The sequence below is a fragment of the Actinocrispum sp. NPDC049592 genome (assembly GCF_040675465.1).
Lineage (GTDB): Bacteria > Actinomycetota > Actinomycetes > Mycobacteriales > Pseudonocardiaceae > Kibdelosporangium.
In genome coordinates this window covers 88,894-112,098 of the sequence record NZ_JBFAPA010000023.1, presented here as the reverse complement: position 1 = coordinate 112,098, position 23,205 = coordinate 88,894, and the positions used below count along the sequence as shown (strand labels likewise).

At 69.7% G+C, this 23,205-nt stretch carries 18 protein-coding genes; 11 read left to right on the top strand and 7 right to left on the bottom strand.

Annotation, left to right across the window (positions count from 1 at the left end):
• The first annotated feature begins 57 nt into the window (after positions 1-57).
• From AB0J95_RS43165 to AB0J95_RS43145, 5 genes are all read left to right on the top strand, one after another.
• Entirely contained in the window at positions 58-2,946 is a 2,889-nt protein-coding gene (locus AB0J95_RS43165) for an AAA family ATPase (protein WP_364771328.1), read from the top strand.
• A 100-nt stretch (positions 2,947-3,046) separates the two neighbouring features.
• Complete coding sequence (locus tag AB0J95_RS43160; protein WP_364771326.1) at positions 3,047-4,165, top strand: hypothetical protein; 1,119 nt, start codon at positions 3,047-3,049, stop codon at positions 4,163-4,165.
• A 38-nt stretch (positions 4,166-4,203) separates the two neighbouring features.
• The gene (locus AB0J95_RS43155; protein ID WP_364771324.1) at positions 4,204-6,102 is read left to right on the top strand and encodes a hypothetical protein; all 1,899 of its coding nucleotides are present in this window, start codon (positions 4,204-4,206) and stop codon (positions 6,100-6,102) included.
• Positions 6,103-6,213: 111 nt separating this feature from the next.
• Positions 6,214-7,743: a right-handed parallel beta-helix repeat-containing protein gene (locus AB0J95_RS43150; protein ID WP_364771322.1), complete on the top strand. Its 1,530-nt coding sequence runs from the start codon at positions 6,214-6,216 to the stop codon at positions 7,741-7,743.
• Positions 7,744-7,761: 18 nt separating this feature from the next.
• The gene (locus tag AB0J95_RS43145) at positions 7,762-8,610 is read left to right on the top strand and encodes a hypothetical protein (RefSeq protein ID WP_364771320.1); all 849 of its coding nucleotides are present in this window, start codon (positions 7,762-7,764) and stop codon (positions 8,608-8,610) included.
• A gap of 126 nt (positions 8,611-8,736) precedes the next feature.
• Here the strand turns inward: AB0J95_RS43145 and AB0J95_RS43140 are convergent, their stop codons facing one another.
• Positions 8,737-9,909: an alpha/beta hydrolase gene (locus AB0J95_RS43140; RefSeq protein WP_364771318.1), complete on the bottom strand. Its 1,173-nt coding sequence runs from the start codon at positions 9,907-9,909 to the stop codon at positions 8,737-8,739.
• 70 nt (positions 9,910-9,979) lie between these two features.
• Here AB0J95_RS43140 and AB0J95_RS43135 point away from each other — a divergent pair, with 70 nt between their 5' ends.
• Entirely contained in the window at positions 9,980-10,588 is a 609-nt protein-coding gene (locus AB0J95_RS43135) for a helix-turn-helix domain-containing protein (protein ID WP_364771317.1), read from the top strand.
• A 25-nt stretch (positions 10,589-10,613) separates the two neighbouring features.
• On the opposite strand, the gene AB0J95_RS43130 is transcribed toward AB0J95_RS43135, so the two are convergent.
• Together AB0J95_RS43130 and AB0J95_RS43125 are read right to left on the bottom strand one after the other, a co-directional pair.
• Positions 10,614-12,380 carry a DJ-1/PfpI family protein gene (locus AB0J95_RS43130; RefSeq protein WP_364771316.1) on the bottom strand — a complete coding sequence of 589 codons (1,767 nt, stop codon included), beginning with the start codon at positions 12,378-12,380 and terminating at the stop codon, positions 10,614-10,616.
• 99 nt (positions 12,381-12,479) lie between these two features.
• The gene (locus AB0J95_RS43125; protein ID WP_364771315.1) at positions 12,480-15,095 is read right to left on the bottom strand and encodes an AAA family ATPase; all 2,616 of its coding nucleotides are present in this window, start codon (positions 15,093-15,095) and stop codon (positions 12,480-12,482) included.
• A 129-nt stretch (positions 15,096-15,224) separates the two neighbouring features.
• Between AB0J95_RS43125 and AB0J95_RS43120 the strand changes: the two genes are divergently transcribed.
• Both AB0J95_RS43120 and AB0J95_RS43115 read left to right on the top strand, forming a co-directional pair.
• Positions 15,225-15,698, top strand: coding sequence for an SDR family NAD(P)-dependent oxidoreductase (locus tag AB0J95_RS43120; RefSeq protein ID WP_364771313.1), 474 nt, complete (start codon positions 15,225-15,227; stop codon positions 15,696-15,698).
• 98 nt (positions 15,699-15,796) lie between these two features.
• Complete coding sequence (locus AB0J95_RS43115) at positions 15,797-17,230, top strand: S8 family serine peptidase (protein WP_364771311.1); 1,434 nt, start codon at positions 15,797-15,799, stop codon at positions 17,228-17,230.
• 31 nt (positions 17,231-17,261) lie between these two features.
• On the opposite strand, the gene AB0J95_RS43110 is transcribed toward AB0J95_RS43115, so the two are convergent.
• A complete protein-coding gene (locus AB0J95_RS43110) occupies positions 17,262-17,825 on the bottom strand; it encodes a ferric reductase-like transmembrane domain-containing protein (protein WP_364771309.1) in 564 nt (187 codons plus the stop codon).
• Positions 17,826-17,926: 101 nt separating this feature from the next.
• On the opposite strand from AB0J95_RS43110, the gene AB0J95_RS43105 reads away from it, so the two are divergent.
• Positions 17,927-18,595, top strand: coding sequence for a response regulator transcription factor (locus AB0J95_RS43105; protein ID WP_364771307.1), 669 nt, complete (start codon positions 17,927-17,929; stop codon positions 18,593-18,595).
• A complete protein-coding gene (locus AB0J95_RS43100) occupies positions 18,592-19,962 on the top strand; it encodes a HAMP domain-containing sensor histidine kinase (RefSeq protein ID WP_364771306.1) in 1,371 nt (456 codons plus the stop codon). Before AB0J95_RS43105 ends, AB0J95_RS43100 begins: the two co-directional genes overlap by 4 nt.
• Here AB0J95_RS43100 and AB0J95_RS43095 read toward each other — a convergent pair.
• The 3 genes from AB0J95_RS43095 to AB0J95_RS43085 are packed head-to-tail and all read right to left on the bottom strand — an operon-like array spanning position 19,932 to position 22,246.
• Positions 19,932-20,519 carry a hypothetical protein gene (locus tag AB0J95_RS43095; protein ID WP_364771305.1) on the bottom strand — a complete coding sequence of 196 codons (588 nt, stop codon included), beginning with the start codon at positions 20,517-20,519 and terminating at the stop codon, positions 19,932-19,934. The genes AB0J95_RS43100 and AB0J95_RS43095 overlap by 31 nt on opposite strands.
• Positions 20,516-20,818, bottom strand: coding sequence for a hypothetical protein (locus AB0J95_RS43090; protein WP_364771304.1), 303 nt, complete (start codon positions 20,816-20,818; stop codon positions 20,516-20,518). Before AB0J95_RS43090 ends, AB0J95_RS43095 begins: the two co-directional genes overlap by 4 nt.
• A 51-nt stretch (positions 20,819-20,869) precedes the next feature.
• Complete coding sequence (locus AB0J95_RS43085; RefSeq protein WP_364771543.1) at positions 20,870-22,246, bottom strand: amidohydrolase family protein; 1,377 nt, start codon at positions 22,244-22,246, stop codon at positions 20,870-20,872.
• A 146-nt stretch (positions 22,247-22,392) separates the two neighbouring features.
• On the opposite strand from AB0J95_RS43085, the gene AB0J95_RS43080 reads away from it, so the two are divergent.
• A complete protein-coding gene (locus tag AB0J95_RS43080; RefSeq protein ID WP_364771302.1) occupies positions 22,393-23,202 on the top strand; it encodes an IclR family transcriptional regulator C-terminal domain-containing protein in 810 nt (269 codons plus the stop codon).
• The last annotated feature ends 3 nt before the right edge of the window (positions 23,203-23,205 follow it).

Below are 23,205 nucleotides of genomic sequence, written 5' to 3'. Positions count from 1 at the left end.
GGGATGAGCGGAGTTGTGGTGGGGTCGTGGCCGGATGGACCGCCGATGGTGCGGTTGGTGAGTCCGGCGATTGTCGGCCGCGAACGGGAAATGGGGGTGTTGGGGTCCGCGCTCGCTGATGCGAGGGGTGGGCGGGGTGGCGCGGTTTTCGTTGTGGGGGAACCGGGTTTGGGCAAGACGCGGGTGGTGCGTGAGGTTGTGCGCGTGGCGACCGCCGCGGACCAGGCCGTGATGCAAGGCAGGGCGACGTCGCCGTCGGTTCAGTTCCGTCCGCTCGCGGAGGCGTTGTTCTCGGCGCTGCGGCACAGTGGTGTGCCGGACGATCCCGAGCTGGCACCGTACCGGCACGCGTTGTCCCGGCTGGTGCCCGAGTGGCGCATGGAGCGGGTGCCCGGGGACGACGATTCCCTCGTGGTTCTCGGCGAGGCGGTGCTCCGGTTGCTGCGGCGGCTCGGGCGGGAGCGTGGTTGCCTTGTGGTGCTCGATGATCTGCACGACGCCGACGCCGAAACCCTGGCGGTTCTCGACTACCTCATCGACAACCTGGCCGGCGAACCGATCCTGGTGGTCGGCACACTCCGGCCGGATCCAGGCCGGACAGCGGATCTCGTCCGAGCGGCACAGCGGCGAGGCGTGGCCACCGTGCTCACACTGTCGCATTTGGACGATCAACAGGTACGGACGCTGGTCGCCGGCTGTCTCAACACGGCGGTCGAGCGGTTGCCCCAAGACGCCATCGGCCACCTGATCCGGTACGGCGAGGGAAACCCGTTCTATGTCGAGGAACTGCTGGCCGAGATGGTCGAAACCACCGGCGGCGACAGCCGGCACGGAGTTCCGGCAGCCGTCCTCGCCAGCGTCACCGCCCGGGTCGAACGCCTCGGCCCGCGCGGACTGGGTGTGCTGCGGTCTGCCGCCATGTTCGGCCAGCGGTTCCCCGCGCCGCTGGTGCGTGCCGTGACCGGTGTGGACGAGGCCGAGCTGCTCGGGATCCTGCGGGCCGGTGTCGACGGACGCCTCATCACGGTGCAGGACGACGGCTACTCGTTCCGGCACGCCTTGACCATGGAGGCGTTGCGGGCCGGGATGTTGCCACAGGAACGAGCCGCGCTGGCCGTCCGGACCGCGCAGGCCATCGAAGTCGGCCACCCCGACCTGCCAGGCGAATGGAGTTTGCTCGCGGGTGAGCTCTGGCAGCTCGCCGGCGAACGGGAACGCGCGGCGGAACTGCTCGGCCAGGCCGGTCGGCGGGCCGCGGCGCAAGGTGGGCTCAGCACCGCCATCGGGCTGCTCGAACGCAGCCTGGCCCTGCTGGACAACGGCGGCGACCTGCCGCCCGCCACCGCCCCAGTGCTGGAATCCTTGTTCGACGCCCTGGTAGCGGCCGGAGAAGTGGTCCGCGCCACGGACCTCAGCGCCCGGCTGGACGCGGCCGCTCCGAAGGAAGTGCGCATCACTGTCCACTTAGGACTAGCCAGAGCCGCCGCCAAGGCCGGGGAATGGACGGCGGGACGGCACGAACTCGGCAAGGCCCGGCGGCTGCTCGGTACACACGCAGGACCCGCCGCCACAGCGGCAGTGGACGTCGTCGCGGCACAGCTAGCGTTCACCGACCCCGCCCCAGGCAGGCTGGCCGAGGCCGAAGCGCTGGCAAAGCGCGCACTGGACGCCGCGACCGTGGCCGGCCTGCCAGAAACCGCTTGCGAGGCACTGGAAGTCCTCGGCACCTGCGCAAGGGTGCGTGACCTCGACGAAGCCGAGGCGCTGTTCGGCCGCGCACTGGACATCGCCGTGCGGCACGAACTCACCATGTGGCGCATCCGGCTGCTGTTCCACCTGGCCGCCCAGGTGGGCATCCGTTCCGCCGATCCGGCGGACCTGGTCGAGGCGCGACAGGTGGCGGGCGCGGCGGGCGCGTTGGTCACGGCCCTTGACATCATCGCCGAGCTGGCCGTGGTCCACCTGACTCGCGGCGAGTACGAGGAAGCGGAACGGTACGCCCGCGAGTGCGAACAGACCGCCCGCCGCCTGCGGCTCGGCGAGATGCCGTTGTTCGGCCTCGGCCTGCGGGTGTGCATCAGCGCCCATCAGGGCCGCCGCGCGGAAGCCACCGACCTGCTGGCCACATACGAGCACTTCGGCGGCGCGGACTGCGACTTCTCCTCCGCGGTATGGGGTTTCGGCATGGCGTTCTGTTCTTTGCTTGAGGAGAACCGGGAACGCGCGCTGACCGAGTTCGGCAACGCGGTCGAGGCGGAGGCCAACCGACCGCCACAGTACGTTTCCTACGCGCACGGACCGCGCCTGCTCCTCGCTGTGCTCGAAGGCAAGGAAGGTCGCGAGGACTACGAGAAGGCGCGGTCAACGGCCAGCGGGAACGCCCGATGGAACCGGGTGTTCCTGACGCTGGCCGCTGCTGTCCTCGCCGGGCGGGAAAACCGGCCGGACGCGGTCAGCCTTGCAGTGCAACAGTTCCACGAGGAAGCGGCGCCGTTCCCGTTGGCATTCCACCTCGGCTTGCGGTTGCTCGGCGGCGCGGCTGTCGACGGCGGGTGGGGCGATCCGGCGCCGTGGTTGCGCGCGGCGGAGGCGTATTTCCACACGACGCCCGCGCCACGGGTGGCCGCGGCCTGCCGGGCCCTGCTGCGACAGGCGGGCGAATCGGTCCAGCAGCGGCGGCGCGGAATCGACGCGGTACCACCACAACTGCGTGGCCTCGGGGTGACCGTTCGCGAGTACGAGGTGCTCGTGCTGCTCGCGGAACGGCTGAACAACCGTGAGATCAGCGAACGTCTTTTCGTGTCCCGAAGGACGGTCGACACGCATGTCGCGAACCTGCTGGCGAAGACCGGCCAACCGGACCGGGCCGCGCTGGCACAGCAGTACGTCGAGTCCATCGCCCCTGCTCAAGGCGACGAGCCGGCGGGGCTCGGCAATTCTGAGTAGGGCCAATCAGGAATCTCGGTATGGCTGCCGGATCAGCTTCGGCCGTTCGGTGGTTAGCGTTGCCGGGCAACATCAACCGGGGTCCACAGGGGAGCAACTGATGACGATGACAGGGTCAGCACCGATTACCGTCTGGCACTTCGACGACCGGCTGAAAGTCCCGGACACCTCCGAACTGCATGGCGTCACGGCCGTGTCAGTGACCGAGGCCTGGGCCGTGGGCAGCGTGGCAATCCTCGAAGGCACACGCAGACAAGCCTTGGTGGGACGGTGGAACAGCGACTTCGGCCGCGTGCCAAGCGCTCCGGTCGACCCCGCGCTGGACGTTCACCTCACGGCCGTGGACTGGGCCGGCGACACAGTGTGGGCCGTCGGTTACGTCTCCGACACCGTCAAAAGCACGCGGGCAAGGATCGAACGCTATGACCGGCAGTCTGCGGGGTCTGCCGGTGAAGCGGTGCCCGGCCCGCTCACCGATGGCGACAGTGCTCTCTACGGAGTGGCCATGGTGTCGGACAAAGACGGTTGGGCCGTCGGCGGGTCCGGCCCGGGCAAGAACGGTCTCACCAGGACGTTGATCACGCACTGGGACGGGACCGGCTGGACCGCGGTCCCGAGTCCAAGCCCTGGTACCCAGTACAACCAGCTCAACGCCGTCGCGGCCAGGTCCGCCGACGACGTGTGGGCGGTCGGGCACTGTGTCGACGTGGCCAGCGGCGGCCGGACCGAAGCGCTTGTCGTGCACTGGGACGGATCCGGCTGGACCCGGGTTCCGGTCCCGCGCACGCCGGGCGGCGGCGACCAGCTCCTCGGTGTGGCCGTGATCGGCAAGGACACCGTGTGGGCGGTCGGCACCAGCACCCGCGTGGTGCAGAACCCGGCCGGACTGCACACCGCGCTCGCTCTGCATTGGGACGGCTCGGTCTGGCAGGCCATCCGTCCCGGTGGGCCGGTCACGCAGTTCAGTGCTGTGGCAGCGAAATCGGAGACCGAGGTCTGGTTCGCCGGGTACGCCGAGGCCACCCCCGGCGCCGAGACCGCGCACATCGAACGCTGGGACGGGGTGCGGATCAGCCCCGACCGGCCGATGACGAACGACGCCCCGGCGTCGGCGCTCAGCGGCATCACCGTTGGGGCAGGACACATCGCGGCGGTGGGCTGGCGGACCACGACCGGCGGGCAGACCCCGCAGGCGGCGGCGCTCGTGCCGGCCGGCTGACATTCGGCCGTTCGTCCACAATGGAGGGGAGAGAAAGGATGGGGGCTGGGTTGTGCGACACCGGGGGAGGTGTCGCGGTCATCACCGGGGCGGAATCGCTGCTCGCGGCCGGGATCCAGGCGCAGGAGGTCGAAGGCGACCTGCTGGCCAGCCGGCGGTTGTTCGACGCTGCCTACGGTGAGGGCGTACGAACCGGCGACGGGCCCGCGATGGCAAGGGCCGCTTTGGGCTTCGCCGGGTTGTGGGTGCACGAGCACCGCACCGCCGCCGCGTCCGGGCTGGTGCGGGAACGTCTGCAGCAGTCGCTGAAGGTGCTCGACCCGGCGTCCGCCCTGGCGGTGCGGGTCCGGGTGCGGCTGGCCGCCGAGGCGGACTACCGGACCGGCGAGCACGCCACGACACTGGCCGCGCTGCGGCAGGCGAGGGCATCGGCGGATCTCGACGCGCGGCTGGAGGCGCTGAGCCTTGCCCACCAGTGCATGCTGGGTCCCGAGCATGCCGGGCAGCGCCGGGCACTGGCCGACGAACTGGTCGGCGCGGGTGTGAACGGGGCTCGCCGGACGGAACTGCTCATGGGCCTGTTGTGGCAGGTGACCGACCTGTTCCTGGACGCCGATCGCCAGGCCGAACGAAGGCTGCGCGAGCTGCGGGCCATGCTGGCCGAGCGGGACCACCAGGCGATCGGGTTCGTGGTCGACGCCATCGACGTCATGCTGGCCATCCGCGCCGGCCGGCTGACGCACGCCGAGCAGCTCGCCAGGGACTGCTTCGAACGCGGTGCACAAGCGGGCCACGCCGACTCGGCGGCGTGGTACGGCACGCAGCTTGTCGCGATCCGTTGGTACCAAGGCAGAGTAGCCGAACTGCTGCCCATGCTCACCGAACTCGTCGACGCGCCCACCATCAGCGCGGTGGACGACTCGTTCCAGGCGATGCTCGCGGTGGCGGCGGCGACGGCCGGAGATCACCCGACCGCCGAGCGGCTGCTGGCGCGGTTGCGCGGCCGAGGCCTGTCCGAGTTGCCGCGATCGGGCAGCTGGCTGGTCACCATGTGCGCCATCGTGGAGACGGCTCACCTGCTCAGCAATGCCAAAGCGGCCGCCCGGTGTTACGAACTGCTGGCGCCCTTCGCCGACCTGCCGGTGATGGCCGGGCCCGGGGTCGCCTGCTTCGGTTCGGTGCACCATGCGCTCGGCGTGGCGTCGTTGACGATGGGAGAGACGGACCGAGCGGTGGCTCATCTGCGCGAAGCCGTGCACCGCGACCTCGCGTTGGGCCACTGGCCCGCGGTCCTCGTTTCCCGGCGGCGCTACGCCCAGGCGTTGATGTACCGGAGTGGGCCGGACGACGAGGCCGCGGCGCTCGAGCAGCGTGCACAGGCCGAGCGGCTGGCGTCCGCGTTGGGCGATACGGTGAACATCGGTGCCGCGGCGCCGAACTCGGCACGGCCGGCAAGCATGACCCGGTCCGGCAGCCGGTGGCGGGTCGAGTGGGGCGCCCGGGCCGTCCTCGTCGACCACAGCGTCGGCATGTTGCACCTCGCCGTGCTCACCGCCAACCCCGGCACCGAGATCGCCGCGATCGAGCTGGTGGCCGGTCTCGACGCAGTGGCACGGGTGGTCAGCACAGCGTCCGTCCAACCCGTCCTCGATCCCGAGGCGGTGCAACGCTACCGGCGGCGTCTCGCCGAACTTCGCGATGACACCACCGCGTCCGCCCGGCGGGAACGCGAGTGGGTGCTGGCCGAACTGTCCGCCGCGACCGGCCTCGGCGGACGCCTGCGCACGTTCACCGACGGCCAGGAACGCGCAAGATTGGCCGTGGGCAAGGCGATCCGGCGTTCGCTGAGCCGGATCGAACAGGCCGACCCCACCGTGGGCGCCCACCTGCGGACCGCGATCCACACCGGGGTTCGTTGCTGGTACCGGCCTTCCTGACGCGCGGGGACCTGTCCGTGGTGTTCGCGCGGCTGGTGCCGTCCGATCCGGTTGGTCTGCGTGGCACGCCATGGCACGCCACAGAAGGTGAACGGACAGGAAGGACCGGACATGAAGATCACCAGCCGGCGGGCGCTGCTGGCGGCGGCAATGATCACCACACTGACTGCCGGGGCGGGTGTCGTGGTTCACGCGGACGCGCCGCCGAAGGCCGGGGCCGGACCGAGTGGCTGCTTCGACCCAGCGGCTTTCGGGGCTGTGCCGGACGATGGTGCCGACGACCGGGTTCCGATCCAGGCCGCGATCGACGCCGCGACCACCGCTGGTGGCGGCACCGTGTGTCTGGGCAGCGGGCGGTGGCGGGTGACCCGGGCGCCGGTGGGTTCGTTCGACCGGTTCGCCGCGCTGTCAACGCATGGCGCCCACCTGACCTTCACCGGCACCGGGCCGGGCACGGTCCTCGAACTCGTCGGCGACCAGCAGGCGGGAGCCGTCGCGGTGCTCTCCCTCGACCCCGGCGCGAGCGACATCACGGTGGCACAGCTGAAAATCGACACTTCGGCGACGACGAACACCGACGAGCAAACGCATGCGATCGCCATCGGATCGGGGGTGTGCGCGGGTGCTACCTGTTCGCTGCCGGTCGCGGACATCACCGTGCGCGACGTGGTCTTCGCCCATCCGGCCACTCCCGGGTTCCGCAAGGGTGACTGCATCCGGTTGCTGGGCAACACACCTGCCACCGCGGTGCGGCGGGTGACGATCAGCGGCGGGTCGTTCACCAGCTGCGCACGGTCCGGGATCGGTGTGCAGCGCAACGTGTTCTCGCTCGCCGTGCTGGGCAACCATTTCGGTGAACAGATCGGTGACACCGCGTTCGACGGTGAGGCGACCGGCGGTGACTGGGACGACGGCCTGCGACTGGAAGGCAACTCGTTCGCGGACTCGACCGTCACGTTCAGCGCGTCGCTGACGTCCTACCGGCACGCCACGATCACCGGCAACACGTTCAGCGGACGCGGACTTTCCCTGTACCGCACGCAAGACGTCATCGTCGCCGACAACACCTTCGACGTGACTGCAGTGGACGGCAGCGGCGCCATCGACATCGCGAACGTGGCCAGCGGCGACAAGATCGACAACAACCTGATCCGCCGGCACGGGGTTCCTGGTACGGCGATCAGGATCACCCCGCACAGCGGCGGTATCCCGGCACAGATGACGGTCACGAACAACACCATCATCACCGACGGCGACTCCAACGGGATCTACGCGGATTCGGTGCGCGATATCGGTATCCGGGACAACGACATCACGTTCACCGAGGCCGCGCCGAACGGGTCCGGCATCCAGCTGCAGGCCATCACCGGGCCGTTCAACGAGACGATGATCACCGGCAACACCATCACCGGACCGCTGTCGGACACCGGCGCCAACACCTACTTCGCGGCCGTGCGCCTCGACTCCCGGCCCGAACTGTTCCACGGCGTGACGGTCGCGCTCAACGCGTCGCACGGCGCCATCCGTTCGCTCCAATGCTCACAGCGCGCGCCGGGTGGGTTCGCGGAACCGATCGTCTCGACCGGCAACCGGTGGAACGTCGCACCGACCTGCGTGGCAGTCCTGCAACCAGGCCAGTAGCCCAAGGAGGAATGCGCCATGAAACTACGTGCCACCACGGTCGTGCTGGCCCTCACCGCCGGTGCGGTCGTGGCAACCGCCGTGCCCGCAGCGGCAGCGGTCAGCCCGAACACGTTCACGGTGGTGCTCAACTCGACCGCGGTCGCGCAGTTCACCCGGGGGTTCGCCACCGCGACCTGCCCGGCCGGTTCCGCCATGGTGTCCGCGGGCGGTGGTGGCGACGCGATCAACAGCATCGCGCCCACCGGGTTCGGCACTTCCGCGACTGTTAACATGACCGCAAGCGGTGCCGGGGAAAGCGTTTTCGCGCAGAGCCAATGCGCGCCCACCGCACAGTTCGCGGACTCCTTCGAAACCCGCGCACTGTTCCCGAACAACGGCACCAACCAGTACAGCGGCTCGGTGACCTGCCCCACCGGCTACTTCTCGTTCGCGGGCGGCGGGTTCTTCCAAACCGCCGCCGGCCTGGTCAGCACCACCGACTTCTTCCTGCGCACCAACACACCCACCGCACGCGGCTGGCGGGTGGAGGCGATGAACAACACCCGGTCGGACTCCCTGGTCGTGGTCGCCCGGTGCACGCCGAACACCGGAACGGTGATCCTGGAGGAGAACTACCCGATCAAGTTCGCGCCAGGCACCATTTCCGGCTCCGCCAACGGATACGCGCACTGCCCCGCCGGGATGCTGCCGATCGTCGGCGGCGCGAGCGTGACCAACGACGGCGACCCGGCCGCGGTCACGTCCTTCCTGACCTGGTCGCTCGCCGTGCGCGCCGGCCAGATCGGCTGGTTCGCCGCCGGTTCGTCGGGCGGCGGCGGCTCAGTCAACCCACGGCTGCACGTCATTGTGCGCTGCGGCCAATAACTCCCGCACAGCCGGCCACCTTCGCCTCTCTGGCCGGCTGTTCCCCAGGCAGAGGGCGGCCTTCGGCAAGGGCCGCCCTCTGCCACTGCAGTCGGCTGCCTCCCCGCGTACTACTCCAAACAGGTCTCAGGCCAGGGAGGGATCGGTGCGGACGTCGGCCACGATCTCGGGAGCATAAGCCGACAATGCGGCGACGAGGTCCCGGATGCTGTGGCGGACTTCGGAAGTGAGCTCGGCATGGCGGGCGACGTCGAGTTCGTTGGCCACGGTGAGCAGGGCGAAGTCCGCCAAGTCACTGCCGGTCAAGGGAATGACCTCGCCGGTGAACCGGTCGGTGAGCGGCAACGGCGTTTCGCCGAGGTGGGCGTAGGTGGGGCGCCGGGAGCAGGCGGCGTAGAGATACACGAACGCCTCCGCCTCGGGGCCGATCGCGGCCCGCAGCCGGGCTCGTTGGTCGAGCGGTAGCAACGCCGGCGGAAACCCGTCCGTGCCATAGGTGGCGTGGCAGAGCGCGGCGAGGCGCAAGCGCCGGCTCCCGCCCCAATCGCGCACCAACGATCGCACCCGTTGAAGATGGTCGAGCAGGTTCCCGCCGGGGTGGTCGATCTGTCCCGCACCGAGGTCACGAAGGAACGCGAGCGCCCGCCACTCGGCAATGGCCTCCCCCAACGCCACCGGTTGGTCGCGGGCGACAAGGTGTGAGGCGCCAGGGATCCGAGTCACCGTGGCGTGTGGGATCAAGCGCAGCAACCCGTCGATGTCCGACGCGGTGACGGCCGACCCGTTGTCGCCGTGGACAAGCAGGACCGGGAGATCCAGCTCCGCGGTGATCTGCCGCAGAAGTGGAACCCGGGCGAGGATGTCCTCGACGATCTCGGTGTGCGCATCGAGAACTCCAGCGGCGGCAAGGAAATTCCGGACCCTGGTGGGCTCCAGATCGGGCACGACGTCCACCAGCGCGAGACCCGCCACCCGAGCCCGGACCGAAGGATCGGCAAGGGCGGCAACGGCGGCGAGCCCGCCCAGCGAAGCGCCGACGACCACACAGCCCGGCGGCGAGGCGTGCACCATCGCGGCCACGTCGTCCGCGCAGGAAGCCAGTGTCCGCAAGGTGCCGCCAGTGTCCCCGTGACCGCGCTGATCAAAAGCCACACACCGAAACCCGGTGTCGACCAGCACCTCGGTGACCGGCCGCCACACCTGACGGCGCTCACCTCCGGCGTGCAGCAGCAGGACCGTCGGCCCGGAACCGGCCTCGTCCCCGTGCAGGACCGCGTCGGGACGGACGATGCGAACCATGGACACCTCCCCTACCTCGCACTCTCAAGGTAGGGACGCCTGCCTTGACCTGTCAAGGTAAGGTTCGGGCGTGGCTGGTTCACGCGTACGCCGTACGCCCGACGAAGCACGGCGCCTGATCCTCGACGCGGCCGAGAAACTGCTGGCCGAGGGTGGGGTCGCGGCCGTCCAGGTCCGGGCCCTCGCCGCCCGCGTCGGCATGACCGACGCCGGGATCAGCCACCACTTCGGCACCCGCGACCGCCTCCTGGAAGCCCTGCTGCGCCACGGTGGTCGCAAGATCCGGGCCGGGGTCGAGGAAGTGCTGGGTTCCTGGCTCAACAAAGGCGCTGATCTCGGCGAACTGGTCGAGGCGCTGGCGGTCCTCTATCGCCAGGGCTACGGCGAACTGGCCGTCGCGTTGCACGCCGCCGGATGGCGGGACGAAGGCTCCGGCATGCTCGACCCGGTCGTCGACGCGCTGCACGCGCTGCGCCCCGCCGACGTTCCAAAAGAGGACACCCGGCTCGCGGTCGCGGCCCTGCACCAAGCCCTGGCGACAGAACCCTTGTACGGCCCGGCTTTTCGTCGCAGCGCGGGACTGGACAACCCCGATCCGGCCGCTCAGCTGCGCTGGTGGACCGTCCACCTGGAACGATCACTCGGCTTGCCATCACACGAAAACCGCCCTGGCCGGTGAGCCAGGGCGGTTTCTCGAACCGTGGTCAGGAATGAACCAGTTCACCCATCGGCGCCGGGATGGTCGGCGCCGGAGCGGACTTGGCGCGGATCCGGCGGAACACGATGCCACCGGTGATCGCAACACCCGCGCTCACCAGGATCAGCGCGATCGGGACGATCGTCGGGCCCCACGGCCAGTCCTGGCCGGTCAGCTGGACATCCATCACCGGGTACTCCAGCGTCTTGGCGGCGAAGTGGGCGGTCGCCACGTCGTAGGTGCGGGCGATGTCGCGCAGCACCGGGTCGAACGCGAACTCGTCGGCTTGGTGCAAGTACTCGCCACCGGGCGCCCCGGCGTGCTGCCGGGCGGCGTCCAGTCCGGGCACGAGCAGCCGCTCGAAGTCACCTGCTGCGGCGATCTTCGTACGCGGCACGAAAGTCAGGCCGTGCTTGGACCGGATCGGCGCGTCGCCGACAGCGACCGTGCGGGCGACCATGGCCTGCTCGGTGTAGGACACGAACGCCGAGGCCAGTTCCAGCTCATCCGTGCCGTCCACCAGCTGCACACCGACGGTCGTCGGGCCGGTCTGGTACGAGGTGTTCAGCGGGGCCACGAAATCCGCCCACTGCAGACTGTTCTCGGGGATCCGGGCGGACGAGCCGGGCGAGTAGTACCGCCAGTGCACCCGGTTCGCAGCCTGCCGGGCGGTGTCGGCGTCGGTGAGGCGTTCCAGGATCCGCAGTCCACCGTCCACTCCGGACAGAACCCCTGCGGCGGTGATGATGTTGCCGTCGTCGACGTACCGCACACCGCGCTCCCAGTTGACCTTGGGGAAGTCGTTCTGCAGACCGGAAAGCCGCAGCCAGTGCGAGGTCGCCGGGCGTCCGTCGAGCAGGCCGGTCGCCGCGAGGGTGCGTGCCCCGGCACAGACGCTGACGGTCAACGCGCCATCCGTGTACTGCCGCCGTATCCAACCGGTGACCGAGGCCAGCTCAGTGGCGTCCATCTCCTGCTCGGCCGGGATCACAACGGCGTCCAGCTTGTCGCCATTGTTCCGAAGCAGCTGCCCCAGTTCGTCGAACGTCATGTCCGGCACGATGTCCAGGCCGCCGGTCAACGTAACCAGCCGCGCACCAGCCGATACGACATAGGTGTTCACCCGGCCGGTGCCGGCCAGCACGTCGTACGGTCCAAGCAGATCGGCGACGTTGGCGCCCTTGCTGCCCACGACGAACGCCACGGTCGGCTTCGACGGGTCGTGCTGCTTCGGCGTGGGGTCAACGGTCACGTGGTCAGTGCGTGCTTCGTAACGGTCGGCGAACCGGCCGATGGTGTTCGTCGCGGAGATCGCGGCCGCGGGCAGCAAAGCGATTAACACGACCGTCGCCCGCCAGATCCACTTAGGACGAACCGGTAACTTGTGGTGGTGGTGCGTGTATTCCTCGTGCCGCCACACCATCACCAACGCCATGGCGACGAACATCAAGGTGTGCCCGAGTGACATCACCAGCATCTGCGACACCGCGCCGAACCAGTACGGCACAAGCAGAATCACGAACGGGACGATCATCGCCAGGCCCATCTCGGCGATCCGCGGCCGGCTGTGCCGGCGCACGGCCATCCAGACCGACATGCCGATGGTCATGTTCGCGGCCATGATCAGGGTGTCGAGGCCGAACCGGCCGGTCTTCGGGACGACCATGCCGAGCAGCAGCATCCCGAGCAGCATCGCGATGGTCATCTCGGCGTAGTGCCAGAGGAACCGGCCGACCAGACGGGCTTTGCCGGTGCGGGGCTCGTGGGCTGTCATCGCTGGGCTCCTAACGTGGTGGCTTGATGGCTCCAACGCTAGGAATCCGGGCGGACCGGCGAATCAGCGAAATCGCCGGTCCTCAGTGCGGACCTCGGTTCAGGACGTCAACACCAGCCGCATGAGCTCGGCGCGGGAGGTGATGGCCGCCTTCTGGAAGACTTTCCGCAGGTGGTAGTCCACGGTCCGGGGGCTGAGGAACAGCTGCGCGGCGATCTCCCGGTTGGTCAGACCCTCGCCGACGGCCAGCGTGATGCGCAGTTCCTGTGGGGTGAGGGTGCTCAACGCGCCCGCTTCCGGAGTGCGCGCCGACTCCCCGGTGGCCCGCAGCTCGCCCTCGGCGCGGTCGGCCCAGGCGAGCGCGCCGAGGCGGCGGAAGTTCTCGGCCGCGGTCCGAAGATGGTGCTGTGCCTCGGAACGGCGGCGATCGCGGCGGAGCTGCTCCCCCATCAGCAACTCCGTCCGCGCGAACTCCAACGGCGCGTCGGCCAAGGCATGCAGGCGCAGGCTTTCGGTGTAGTCACCGTCGCCGGCCAAGGCTTGGCAACGAGCGGTGAGCGCGGCCAGCGCGGGCGAGTCGATGGGCTCGGTCCAGCGGGCGAATCGGGCCGTGGCCTCGGTGGCACCGGCGATATCGCCAGCCCGCACGAGGGCCTCGACGAGGTCCGGCATGGCGCCGGCCGCCTCGAAATGCCGCGCCGCCTCCTGGTGACGGCCCGCGACCAGGTCGATCAGCCCGAGCGCCCGCCTCGCGCAGGCCGTGGCGTCGGCCAACTGGAGGCCGGTGGCCTCGGCAAGCACGGAGTTGGCCAGCTCGGCGGCCTCCGCACGACCTCGGATGGCCGCGCACAACGCCAGCAGCCCGCGGTGGCGGCAGGCGGTGTTGGGTTGGCCGACTTCGGCGGCGAACTGGCCGCCTTCCTCGGCATACGCCTCGGCCAGGCCGAACTTCCCGCGCGCGATCTCGTCGGCGACCTGGTACTCGAGGTTCCACGCGAGTGCGCCAAGAGCACCCGTGGTCCGCGCCAGCTGACCGGCGTCCCGGCACAGCCGCCGCCCCTGCTCCTCAGCACCGAGCCAACGCGAAATCGCCCCGGCCAGGGTCATCGTGATCGGGTCGCTGAGCCCCTCCACCACGACCACCGGACCAGGCTCATCCCCCGTCCGGGCCCGGCAAAGTGCCTGCAGCAGGCGCAGGGCCGGTTCGGTGGGCGCCGCTTCGTCGAGCCAGCCCCGCAGGTCCGTCCACGCCTGCGGCTGGTTCGTCCGAACGCCCAGGTCGGCGTACATCGCGACGGTCGGGGTGAACCGTTGCGCGTCGATCCGCAGCGCGGCCGGGATCCACGGCCTGATCAGGTCCATCGCGTCCTCGGGTGACCCGGAGAACCCGGCGATGATCGCCCGCATGACGGCCACCGAGATCCGGTCGGCCTCGGCCAGCTCGGGTTCCCGCTCGGCCCGGTCGAGCAGCTCGATCGCCGAGGACGTGATCCCGCCCCGGATCGCCGCGCGGGCCGCGGTCCACAACCGCCTCCCCCGGCGCGGCCCATCCGCGGTGAGGTCGGCGGCACGGGTCAACGCGGCCATGGCAGCCGCCGGGCCACCGCGCAACGCCGCCTGTTCCGCGGAACGTTCGAGCTGCTCAGCGGCTTCTTCGTCGGGTCCTACGGCGGCCTGGGCGCGGTGCCAAGCCCTGCGGTGCTGGTCGGCGGGTGTGTCGAACGCGGACGCGAGGGCACGGTGAATCACGGCCCGCCGGTCGGCGGTGGCGCTGTGGTAGATCGCCGAGCGGATGAGCGGGTGCCGGAACACCAGGCGCGGCCCGTCATACGTCAGCAGCTCCTCGAGTTCGGCGCGGTGCAACGGATCCGGGTCGATCCGCAGCGAACCCGCCGCCTTCTCAATGGTCTCCACGCTGCCCGAGCCGTCCGCCGCGATCAGCTGAAGCAGCGGCAGGGAATCCTTGTGCAGGGCCTGGATCCTGGTCAGGAACGACCGTTTCAGCTCGTCGGTCATGGCCAGCGGTTCCTGCGTGCCCTCGGGTGGCAGGTGCGTTCCAGCGAGTTCCAGCAGCGCCAACGGGTTCCCGCCGGTCGCGGTCAGCAGGCGGTTCTGTTCGCTGTCGGTCAGCTGCCGTTCGGCCAGCAATGCCTTGGCGGCGTCCGGGTTCAGGCCCATCAGCGGGATCCGGCGCAGCAGCGGCAGATCGGTACTGTGGCCTTCGTCGGCACGCGCGGCCAACGCCAGCGCGATCGGCTCGTTGTCCAGGCGGCGAGCCACGAACGCCAGCGTCCTCAACGTCGGCTGGTCGGCCCAGTGCGCGTCGTCGAGCACGCACAGCACCGGCTTTTCGCCTGCCAGCAAGGAAAGCAACGACAGGGTCGACAGGCCGACGATGAACGGGTCGGGCGGAGCGCCGTGCGCGCGTCCAAAAAGGATGTTCAACGCCCCGGCCTGCGGAGCCGGCAGCTGGTCGACCGCGGCGAGCCCGGGCAGCAGGAGCTGGTGCAGGGTGGCGTAGGCCAAGTCGGCCTCGGGTTCGACACCGACCGCGCGCAGCACCTGGAAGCCGACGGCCTGCTCCTCGGCGCATGCCAGCAGCGCGGTCTTGCCGATCCCCGGCTCGCCGTGGATGACGACGCCGCCACCGTGGCCCTCGGCGGTCTTGCTCAACAGCGACCCGAGCAGCTCCTGCTCGTTGGCTCTCCCCAGCACCCGGCACAGCATAGGAAGCCCCGGCACCTGCGGCAACGGACAGACTGGCGACTTCACCGATGCGCCCGGGCCGTTCGGGTTCCTACCGTCGAAGGCGTTACCCACAGTCGCGAAGGGGGCGAGACCGCCATGAGGTGGACCGCCATCGTCACCGGCGCCGACCGGCCCACCGGTATCGCCGTGTCCAGCGCGTTGAGTGCGGCGGGCGCCAGCGTCGTGCTCGCCGCCGAAGATGCTCAGGCCCTCGTGGAGCTGGCGGCCAAACTCGTCGCCGCGGGTGGCCACGCGGTCGCGGTGCCGACGGACCTCACCAGTCCCATCTCGGTGCGGCGGCTGGTCGAACAGACCCTCGGCGCGTTCGGCCGGTTCGACGCCGCCTTCAACGACGGACCGGTGGCCTTGGCGCTGAGATATCAGGTTCCACCGATGCGGCGGGCGGGGACCGGAGCCATCGTCAACCTGGCTCATGACCAGGCCGTCGTCGATCTGTCGCGCTCGGCCGCCCGCGAGTCCGGGGTGCGGATCGAGGCCGTCGGTCCCGGCGTGGACGTCGACGCCATCGTGGACAGCCTTCGCTCAGGTGTGGCGATCCGCCGTACTTGATCGGTCCCACATGCGGATCTGGTGATCGACTGATGACCAACAGTCACCCTTTCGAGGGTCACTCGTTAGTGCAGTCAACCGCTGATGGGAGGCGTGTCATGGCCGAGCTGAGGTCTTTCCGAGCGTTGTTGCTGGCTGCGGTGGTGGTGGCGGCTCCGTTGGCCGCCAGTCCGGCGTCCGCCGCCGTGCTGGCGCCAGTGTCCAAGTCACTGTCCACTGTGGTCGCATCGGCGGCCGACGCCCTGCCGGTGTCGGTCATGGTGCACGGCTCGAATCTGGCCGCTGCCCAGGCAGCTGTGCAGCAGGCCGGGCTCCGGGCGGTCACCACGTTCAACCGGATCGGGGTCGTGGCCGCCGCCGGGACGGCCGGACAGGTGCGGGCCGTCCGAGGACTACCCGGAGTCACCTACGTCGAGGGAAATGACCCGATCCGGTTCTTCGCCGACTCCGGCACCGTCGCCACCCGTAGCCTCGAAGCCCAGCAGGGCGCGAGCAAACTCGACGGGTCCGGCGTGTCCATCGCGGTGATCGACAGCGGCATCGACCCGACCCACCCGGCGTTCATCGGCCCCGACGGCAAGACCCGGGTCGTGCGCAGCCTCAAAGGCGTGTGCCTGACCGACACCATGACGAACTGCCTGGTCGACGTGCCCACGAACGTCAACACGGACCTGCTGTCCCTTGGCGGGCACGGCACCCACGTCAACGGGATCGCGGCCGGCAACGCGTTCACGCTTTCCAACGGCACGCGGGTCGGCGGCTCGGCGCCGGGCGCGAAGATCGTCTCGCTGTCGGTCGGCACCGCGTTGCTGATCATCGGCGCCGACGCCGCGCTCAACTGGGTGCTGGAGCACCACGCGGCGCCATGTGGCACGCCGTCGGCGGCCTGCCCGCCGATCAAGGTGATCAACAACTCCTACGGCCCGTCCGGCGGCGGCGCGTTCGACCCGAACTCGGCGACCGTGAAACTCCAGCGCCAGCTGGCCGCGGAAGGGGTGGTCACCGTGTGGGCCAACGGGAACGACGGCGGTGATGGTTCGGCGAGCCTGTCCAACCCGCCCGGCATGGACCCGACCCCGGGCGTGCTGTCCGTCGCCTCGTACAACGACCTCGGCACCGGCACACGGGACGGCTCGGTGTCCGACTTCTCCTCGCGCGGTGCCGCTTCCGACTCGTCGACCTGGCCGGACATCTCCGCGCCGGGCGAGAACATCGTCTCCGCGTGCCGGCTCTACCTGCCGATCTGTTCGACCGGTCTGCAGCCGATGAACGGGCCGGGCGCGCTGGATCTGGGCACGTACAACGTCATCAGCGGCACCTCGATGGCCGCGCCGCAGATCACCGGCATCGTCGCGCAACTGTTCCAGGCCAAGCCGTCCGCGACCCCCGGCGACATCGAGAACGCGCTGAAGTCGACCGCCTACCGCTACACCGCGGGCGCGCCCTACCAGCAGGCCGGGCCGTACCTGTCCAGCTTCGACAAGGGCACCGGTCTCGTGGACACGGTCGCCGCCGCCTCCGCACTCGGCTGAAACCGTCACCCTGGCGGCAGCGGGTGGGCGCTCAGCGCTCACCCGCTGCGTTGCGCCTGCTGACGAACCACCGCTTGACCCGGCGGTGGCGTGGGATGGCGAGCAGGATGACCGCCACTGCGAAGAACACCGCGAATCCCGGGCTGCCAACGAGAACCAGGTGCACGACGACCACCGCGAAGATCGGGTAGATCAGCCGGTGCAGCCGTTTCCAGGACCTGCCGAGCCGGCGCATCGACCAGCGGTTGGAGGTCACCGCGAGCGGGATGAGCAACAGCGTGGCAAGCGTTCCCGCCGCCAGTCCGGCCTGGCCCACGGTACCGGTGAGCACGCCGTCCATCGCAGCCGCGGAAACGAGGTCCGTGAACGCGAAAAAGCAGGCCCACAAGGCGAAGTCGCGGCGCAGGACGAGGTTTCCACGCCGTCCGGTGATCGTGGCCAGCGGTGTGATCGCGTAACTCGCCAGCAGCATCAACATCGTTGCCGCGCCGAGGATGTTGGGCAGCCGTTCGCGTAACTGGGCCGTATCGTCCAGCATGGGAACGAGGGGTACGAGGATCGTCGCGGGCAGCACCCGCGCAAGGAGAAGAACCATGGCCGCGATGCTCGCCGGGCCGGGTGAGGACGGGCTGCCACCAAGGTAAGAGTTGGGTGAGGCCGTCCTCGGGATGGCGGTTGGCTCGGCACAATGCCTCCATGAACGCACGGATCCTGGTCGCCGATGACGACCGGGCGATTCGGGAGTCGTTGTCGCGGGCCCTGGAACTGGCCGGCTACGACGTCGTGCTCGCGGCGGACGGGGTGGCGGCGCTGGCCGCCGCGCACCAGGCGGAGGTCGGGGTGATCGTGCTCGACGTGATGATGCCCGGCGTGGACGGCCTTGGCGTGTGCCGGGTGCTTCGGGAACAGGGCGACCGGACGCCGATCCTGATGCTCACAGCCAAAGTGGACACCCCGGACCGGGTCGCCGGGCTGGACGCGGGCGCGGACGACTACCTGGTCAAGCCGTTCGAGTTCGACGAACTGCTGGCGCGATTGCGTGCGTTGCTTCGCCGTGCCGAGCCTTCAGCCGCGAGCGCGTTGCTGGTCGGCGATGTACGGCTGGACCCGGCCGCGCGGCGGGTGTGGCGAGGTGGCGAGGAGGTCACGCTTTCCCGGACCGAGTTCGACCTGCTGGAGTTGTTGATGCACAACGCGGGCATCGTGCTCGACCACGGCACGATCTACGACCGCATCTGGGGGTACGATTTCGGGCCCGCGTCGAAGAACCTCGCGGTGTACGTGGGCTACCTGCGGCGCAAGCTCGACTGTCCCGACCTCATCCGGACCGTGCGCGGTGTCGGCTACACGATGCGCCGATCATGACGCTGCGCACCAAGTTCGCCGTCGCGTTCGCCATCGTCGCCGGTCTGGCCATCGCCGCGGCGATGGTGTTGAGCTACCAGGCGATGGCCGCCCTGCTGAAAGTCGACACCGAGCAGACGTTCCGCGCGCTCGTCGACACCGTTGCCTTCGAGAGCAAGCGAACCGCCCTCACTCCGGACTCCTTCGCCTCTCCGCAGGGCGTTCTGGCGAATGTCGTGACCTCTCGGCAGGTCGTCACACAGGTCCTCGACGGCACCGGCGCGGTCCAGGTGCGGGACGAACAGAGTCCCGCGATCCCAGTCGATGAATCCGATCGCGCGATCGCCGCCAGTCCCTCTCCTGGCGCTCAGGCCGAACGCGAATTCATTGCCGGGGAACGGTTTCAGCTGGTGACGGTCGCGTTTGGCGGCGGGCGGGGCGCGGTTCAGATCGCTCAGCGGGCCAGCGAGACCGACCGGTTGCTGCGGGATCTGCGGCAGGCGGTGTTGCTGGTCGGCGTCGGGGTGGCGTTGCTGGCCGCGGCGGCGGGCTGGATGGTCGCGAACCGGGTCACCCGGCGGTTGGCGCGGCTGACGACGACAGCCGAACAGGTGGCTGTGACGGGACGGCTCGACACGCCGGTGCCGGGCGCGGGCCGGGACGAGGTCGGCCGGCTCGGCGCGGCCCTGGAGAGCATGCTCGGGCAGTTCTTACGGTCCCAGGAGGACCAGCGGCGGCTCGTGCAGGATGCCGGCCACGAGCTGAAAACGCCCCTGACCAGCATCCGCACCAACACCACCGTGCTGCGCAGGCTCGACGAGCTGAGCCCCGCGGCGCGGACCCGGCTGATCGACGACCTGGACAGCGAGACGCGCGAGCTGGTCACGCTGGTCAACGAGCTGGTCGAGCTGGCGGACGGCCAGTACACCGAGGAACCGGTGGACCGGGTCGACCTGGCCGTCCTCGCCCGCCGGGTCGCGGACCGCGCACACCGCCGGACCGGCCGCGAGGTGGTTGTGCGTGCCGGCGGCGACACCGTCGTCGAAGGCCGGCCTGTCGCGCTGGCGCGTGCTCTGGGCAACCTGGTCGAGAACGCGGACAAGTTCGCCCCGGGCGCCTCGCCGATCGAGGTCGAGGTGCGCGGCGGACAGGTGTCCGTGCTGGACCGCGGCCCCGGAATTCCGCCGGCCGAGGCCACGCGGGTGTTCGACCGCTTCTACCGGGCTGCTTCGGCACGCGGGTTGCCCGGCTCCGGCCTCGGCCTGGCCGTGGTGCGTTCCATCGCCGAGGCGCACAACGGTTCCGTCTTCGCCGGGCCGCGTCCCGGTGGCGGCGCGGCGATCGGTTTCACGCTGGCTCAGCGCAGCACGAACCCGGGCAGTTTGTAGCGGGACAGGTGGATCACCTGAGCGGCCTTGCGGATCTGGGTTTCCGAGTCCCAGGACCAGCCGAAGGTGTTGGCCAGGCGGTTCACCAGGTTGAAGATCAGGTTGACGTGCAGGGCGTCGACGATCGCGTCGTCCGGGACACCGGTCGCACGAACGACGTCGATGTCCGCTTTGGTCACCTCGTCGGGCGTGTGGGTGATCTTGGCGAGCAGGTCGCAGGTGGCCGTGAGTTGCGGGCGGGGCGTGGTGTCGTCGCTGACATCCAGTTCGCCGCGCGACTCGACGCGGGTCGTCTCGCTGTGCGCGGTGGCACAGAACAAGCACTCGTTCAGCCCCGACGTGATCGCGGCCATGTACTCACGTTCGCCCGCGGTCCAGTACGACGGTCCACGAAGGACCTGGTTGACGTAGCGGTTGAGGTGGCGGCCGAAGAACTCGGGGCGGTGCATCATCGTCTTGACGACGTCATCGACCTCCGCGCCGAGCAGCGACGCCGCCACCCGCTGGAACACCCGCGCGGGCAACCGATGGCCGTGTTCGAGAACCTCCAGCCTCATTCCGAGACCGCCCTCAGCCCCGCCTCGAACCGGTGCAACGCGGCCCCCAACGCGGCGGCCACCGTGATCTCGAAGACGGCCTCCTCGTCCATCCCGTCGGTCTTCAGCCCTTCGATGTCCTCGTCCGTGACCCGGTACGACGCCTCGCACACCTTCGCCGCATACCCCCGCACCGGCTCCGTCACCGACGTCCCGGCCGCCGCCGCGACCCGCACCTCCCGGTCGGTCACCCCATCACCCTCGAACACCGCCCGGCGCAGCTCCTCGAGCCGCCGCGCATGCCGATCCACGCAATCCATGCCCGGCAGTATCCGCCAGCCCCCTCCCGCAGGCCAACCCTCCGATGTGGACTACTGACCGTGGGTCGTGGAGCTTTGGTAGTCCGTGTAGGTGTAGGGGTTGTCGAGGACTTTGGTGGTGGGGATGTCGGGGTTCATGCCTTTTCGCCAGTTCTCGTCGCCGAGGGTGCTGCGGAGGTAGTCGACGGTCTGCTCGATGTGGTGGCGGGCGGTATCGAGGTCGATGTCGACCAGGGCGTGGTCTTTCTTGACGATGCGGCCGTCGATGACCACCGTGTGGATGTCGGCGCGTTGGGCCTGGAAGACGATGTGGCCGTAGGGGTTCAGGATCGGGAACATGGCCGGGGAGGCGTCGTTCTTGATCAGGATGAGGTCGGCCTTCTTGCCTTCCTCGAGGCTGCCGAGGTCGGAACGGCCGATGGCGTGCGCACCGCCGCGGGTCGCCCACTCGACGACCTGTTCCGCGCGCAGGGCCGCGTGCGTCACGGTCTGGTTGTTCTTGTGCGCCTCAAGGTGTTCCCGCGACCGGTCCGCGCTCAACGTGGAACGCATCGCGCTGAACAGGTCACCGCTCCACCACACGGAGGTGTCCTGGGACAGCGACACCGGGATGTCGTGCGCGCGCAACGCCCACGTGGGCGGGTAGCCCTGGCCCGCGCTCTGCTCGCTCTCGGTCGACACGGACACCGAACCGCCGGTGGCCGCGATCCGCTGGTAGGAGTCGGTGGACAGCGAGGCGGCGTGCACGTAGACGGTCGACGGCGTCATGAACCCGTTGTCGTACATCAACTTGATGCTGTCGTCACTCGTCGCGCCCCACACCCCGGCGTGTGTCGTGACCGAGAGGCCCAGATCCCGCGCGACCTCGAAAGCGGGCCGTTCCGGGAAAGCCGGGTCGCCGGTGACGTCGAACGCCATCTGGAACCCGAGCAGGTCACCGCCCGCGAGACCCGAGGCGAACGAGCGGAACTCAGAAGTCCCGGACCACGTACCCGGCGACTGCTGGATGTTGCCGTACGCCAGCACGAACCGGCCCGGCACCGCACGCAGCGCGTCCACGGCCGCCTGGGCGTGGTCGATGGTCTGCAACCCGTGCGACCAGTCCACTGTGGTCGTCACCCCGGCGTCGACGGACTCGATGGCGCTCAACAGGTTGCCCGCGTGGATGTCCTCCGGCCGGAAGACCTTGCCCCACTCCAGGTAGTACCAGACGAAGTACTGGGTCAGTGTCCAGTCCGCGCCGTAGCCGCGCATCGCGGTCTGCCACATGTGCCGGTGCGTGTCGATCATGCCGGGCATGACGATGCCGCCGGACGCGTCGATCTCCACGGTGCCCTCGGGCACCGCCAGGCCGGTCCCGACCGCGGCGATCCGGTCGTCCACCACCAGGACGTCGGCGCCGGGCAGCACGCGCCGGGCGTCGTCCATCGTCAGCACAGTCCCGCCACGCAGTACTACCGAACTCACCGCTCCAGCTCCTTTGCCTCGACGGGGTGACAGCGGACAAGTGTCCGCTTGTCGGTCGGCTGTGTAAAGCTACGCTTCTCGAACGCACATCGGGAGGGGAGGGCGACATGCCGCCACGCACCGGGACCGGCCCGGACTTCATCGAGGCGCTCGCGCGCGGCCTCGACGTGATCACCGCGTTCCAGCCCGGCCGGCCGGTCATGTCGCTGGCCGAGGTGGCCGAGGCGACCGGCCTGGCCCGGCCGACCGCGCGGCGGATCCTGCTCACCCTGACCGATCTGGGCTACGTGCGCACCGAGGGCCGCGGCTACTCGCTCACCCCCAAGGTGCTCGAGCTCGGCGTGGCGTACGTGCGGTCGATGGGCCTGTGGGACGTGGCCCGCTCGCACATGGAACGCTTGGTCGAACGCACGAACGAGTCGTGTTCGATCGCCCAGCTGGACGGGTCGGACATCGTCTACGTCGCCCGGGTCGCGGTGCCCAAGATCGTCGGGCTGTCGGTGCAGATCGGCACCAAGTTCCCGGCCCTGCCGACCTCGCTGGGCAAGGTCCTGCTCGCCGCGTTGAACCCGGTCGAGCTGGAGCGTGTGCTGGCCCAGCCGAGCCGGTCCGGCCTGACCCCGTTGTGGCAGCCGGACGTGACCGAACGGGATGCCGCCCTGCGTGAGGTCCGGGCGCGCGGCTGGGCGCTGACCGACGAGCAGCTGGCCAGGGGGATCCGGTCGATCGCCGCTCCCCTGCGCGACGGCGACGGCAACGTCGTGGCGGCGTTGAACGTGAACTGCCATGCCGCCGAGACCACCGTGGACTACCTGCTCGACCACCACCTGCCGCTGCTGCTGCAGGCCGCGGGTGACATCAGCGCGGACTACGCGCGGCTGGCCACGGTCCCGCACGTCACAGCATCGGCGGGTTGACCC

What these genes read in the sequence shown, in the direction of transcription:
- AB0J95_RS43130 (WP_364771316.1), bottom strand. Translation starts at nt 12,380, where the DNA reads ATGACAGCCCACGAGCCCCGCACCGGCAAAGCCCGTCTGGTCGGCCGG.
- AB0J95_RS43100 (WP_364771306.1), top strand. Translation starts at nt 18,592, where the DNA reads ATGACGCTGCGCACCAAGTTCGCCGTCGCGTTCGCCATCGTCGCCGGT.
- AB0J95_RS43110 (WP_364771309.1), bottom strand. Translation starts at nt 17,825, where the DNA reads ATGGTTCTTCTCCTTGCGCGGGTGCTGCCCGCGACGATCCTCGTACCC.
- AB0J95_RS43145 (WP_364771320.1), top strand. Translation starts at nt 7,762, where the DNA reads ATGAAACTACGTGCCACCACGGTCGTGCTGGCCCTCACCGCCGGTGCG.
- AB0J95_RS43085 (WP_364771543.1), bottom strand. Translation starts at nt 22,246, where the DNA reads ATGGACGACGCCCGGCGCGTGCTGCCCGGCGCCGACGTCCTGGTGGTG.
- AB0J95_RS43115 (WP_364771311.1), top strand. Translation starts at nt 15,797, where the DNA reads ATGGCCGAGCTGAGGTCTTTCCGAGCGTTGTTGCTGGCTGCGGTGGTG.
- AB0J95_RS43090 (WP_364771304.1), bottom strand. Translation starts at nt 20,818, where the DNA reads ATGGATTGCGTGGATCGGCATGCGCGGCGGCTCGAGGAGCTGCGCCGG.
- AB0J95_RS43080 (WP_364771302.1), top strand. Translation starts at nt 22,393, where the DNA reads ATGCCGCCACGCACCGGGACCGGCCCGGACTTCATCGAGGCGCTCGCG.
- AB0J95_RS43155 (WP_364771324.1), top strand. Translation starts at nt 4,204, where the DNA reads ATGGGGGCTGGGTTGTGCGACACCGGGGGAGGTGTCGCGGTCATCACC.
- AB0J95_RS43105 (WP_364771307.1), top strand. Translation starts at nt 17,927, where the DNA reads ATGAACGCACGGATCCTGGTCGCCGATGACGACCGGGCGATTCGGGAG.
- AB0J95_RS43150 (WP_364771322.1), top strand. Translation starts at nt 6,214, where the DNA reads ATGAAGATCACCAGCCGGCGGGCGCTGCTGGCGGCGGCAATGATCACC.
- AB0J95_RS43160 (WP_364771326.1), top strand. Translation starts at nt 3,047, where the DNA reads ATGACGATGACAGGGTCAGCACCGATTACCGTCTGGCACTTCGACGAC.
- AB0J95_RS43095 (WP_364771305.1), bottom strand. Translation starts at nt 20,519, where the DNA reads ATGAGGCTGGAGGTTCTCGAACACGGCCATCGGTTGCCCGCGCGGGTG.
- AB0J95_RS43140 (WP_364771318.1), bottom strand. Translation starts at nt 9,909, where the DNA reads ATGGTTCGCATCGTCCGTCCCGACGCGGTCCTGCACGGGGACGAGGCC.
- AB0J95_RS43120 (WP_364771313.1), top strand. Translation starts at nt 15,225, where the DNA reads ATGAGGTGGACCGCCATCGTCACCGGCGCCGACCGGCCCACCGGTATC.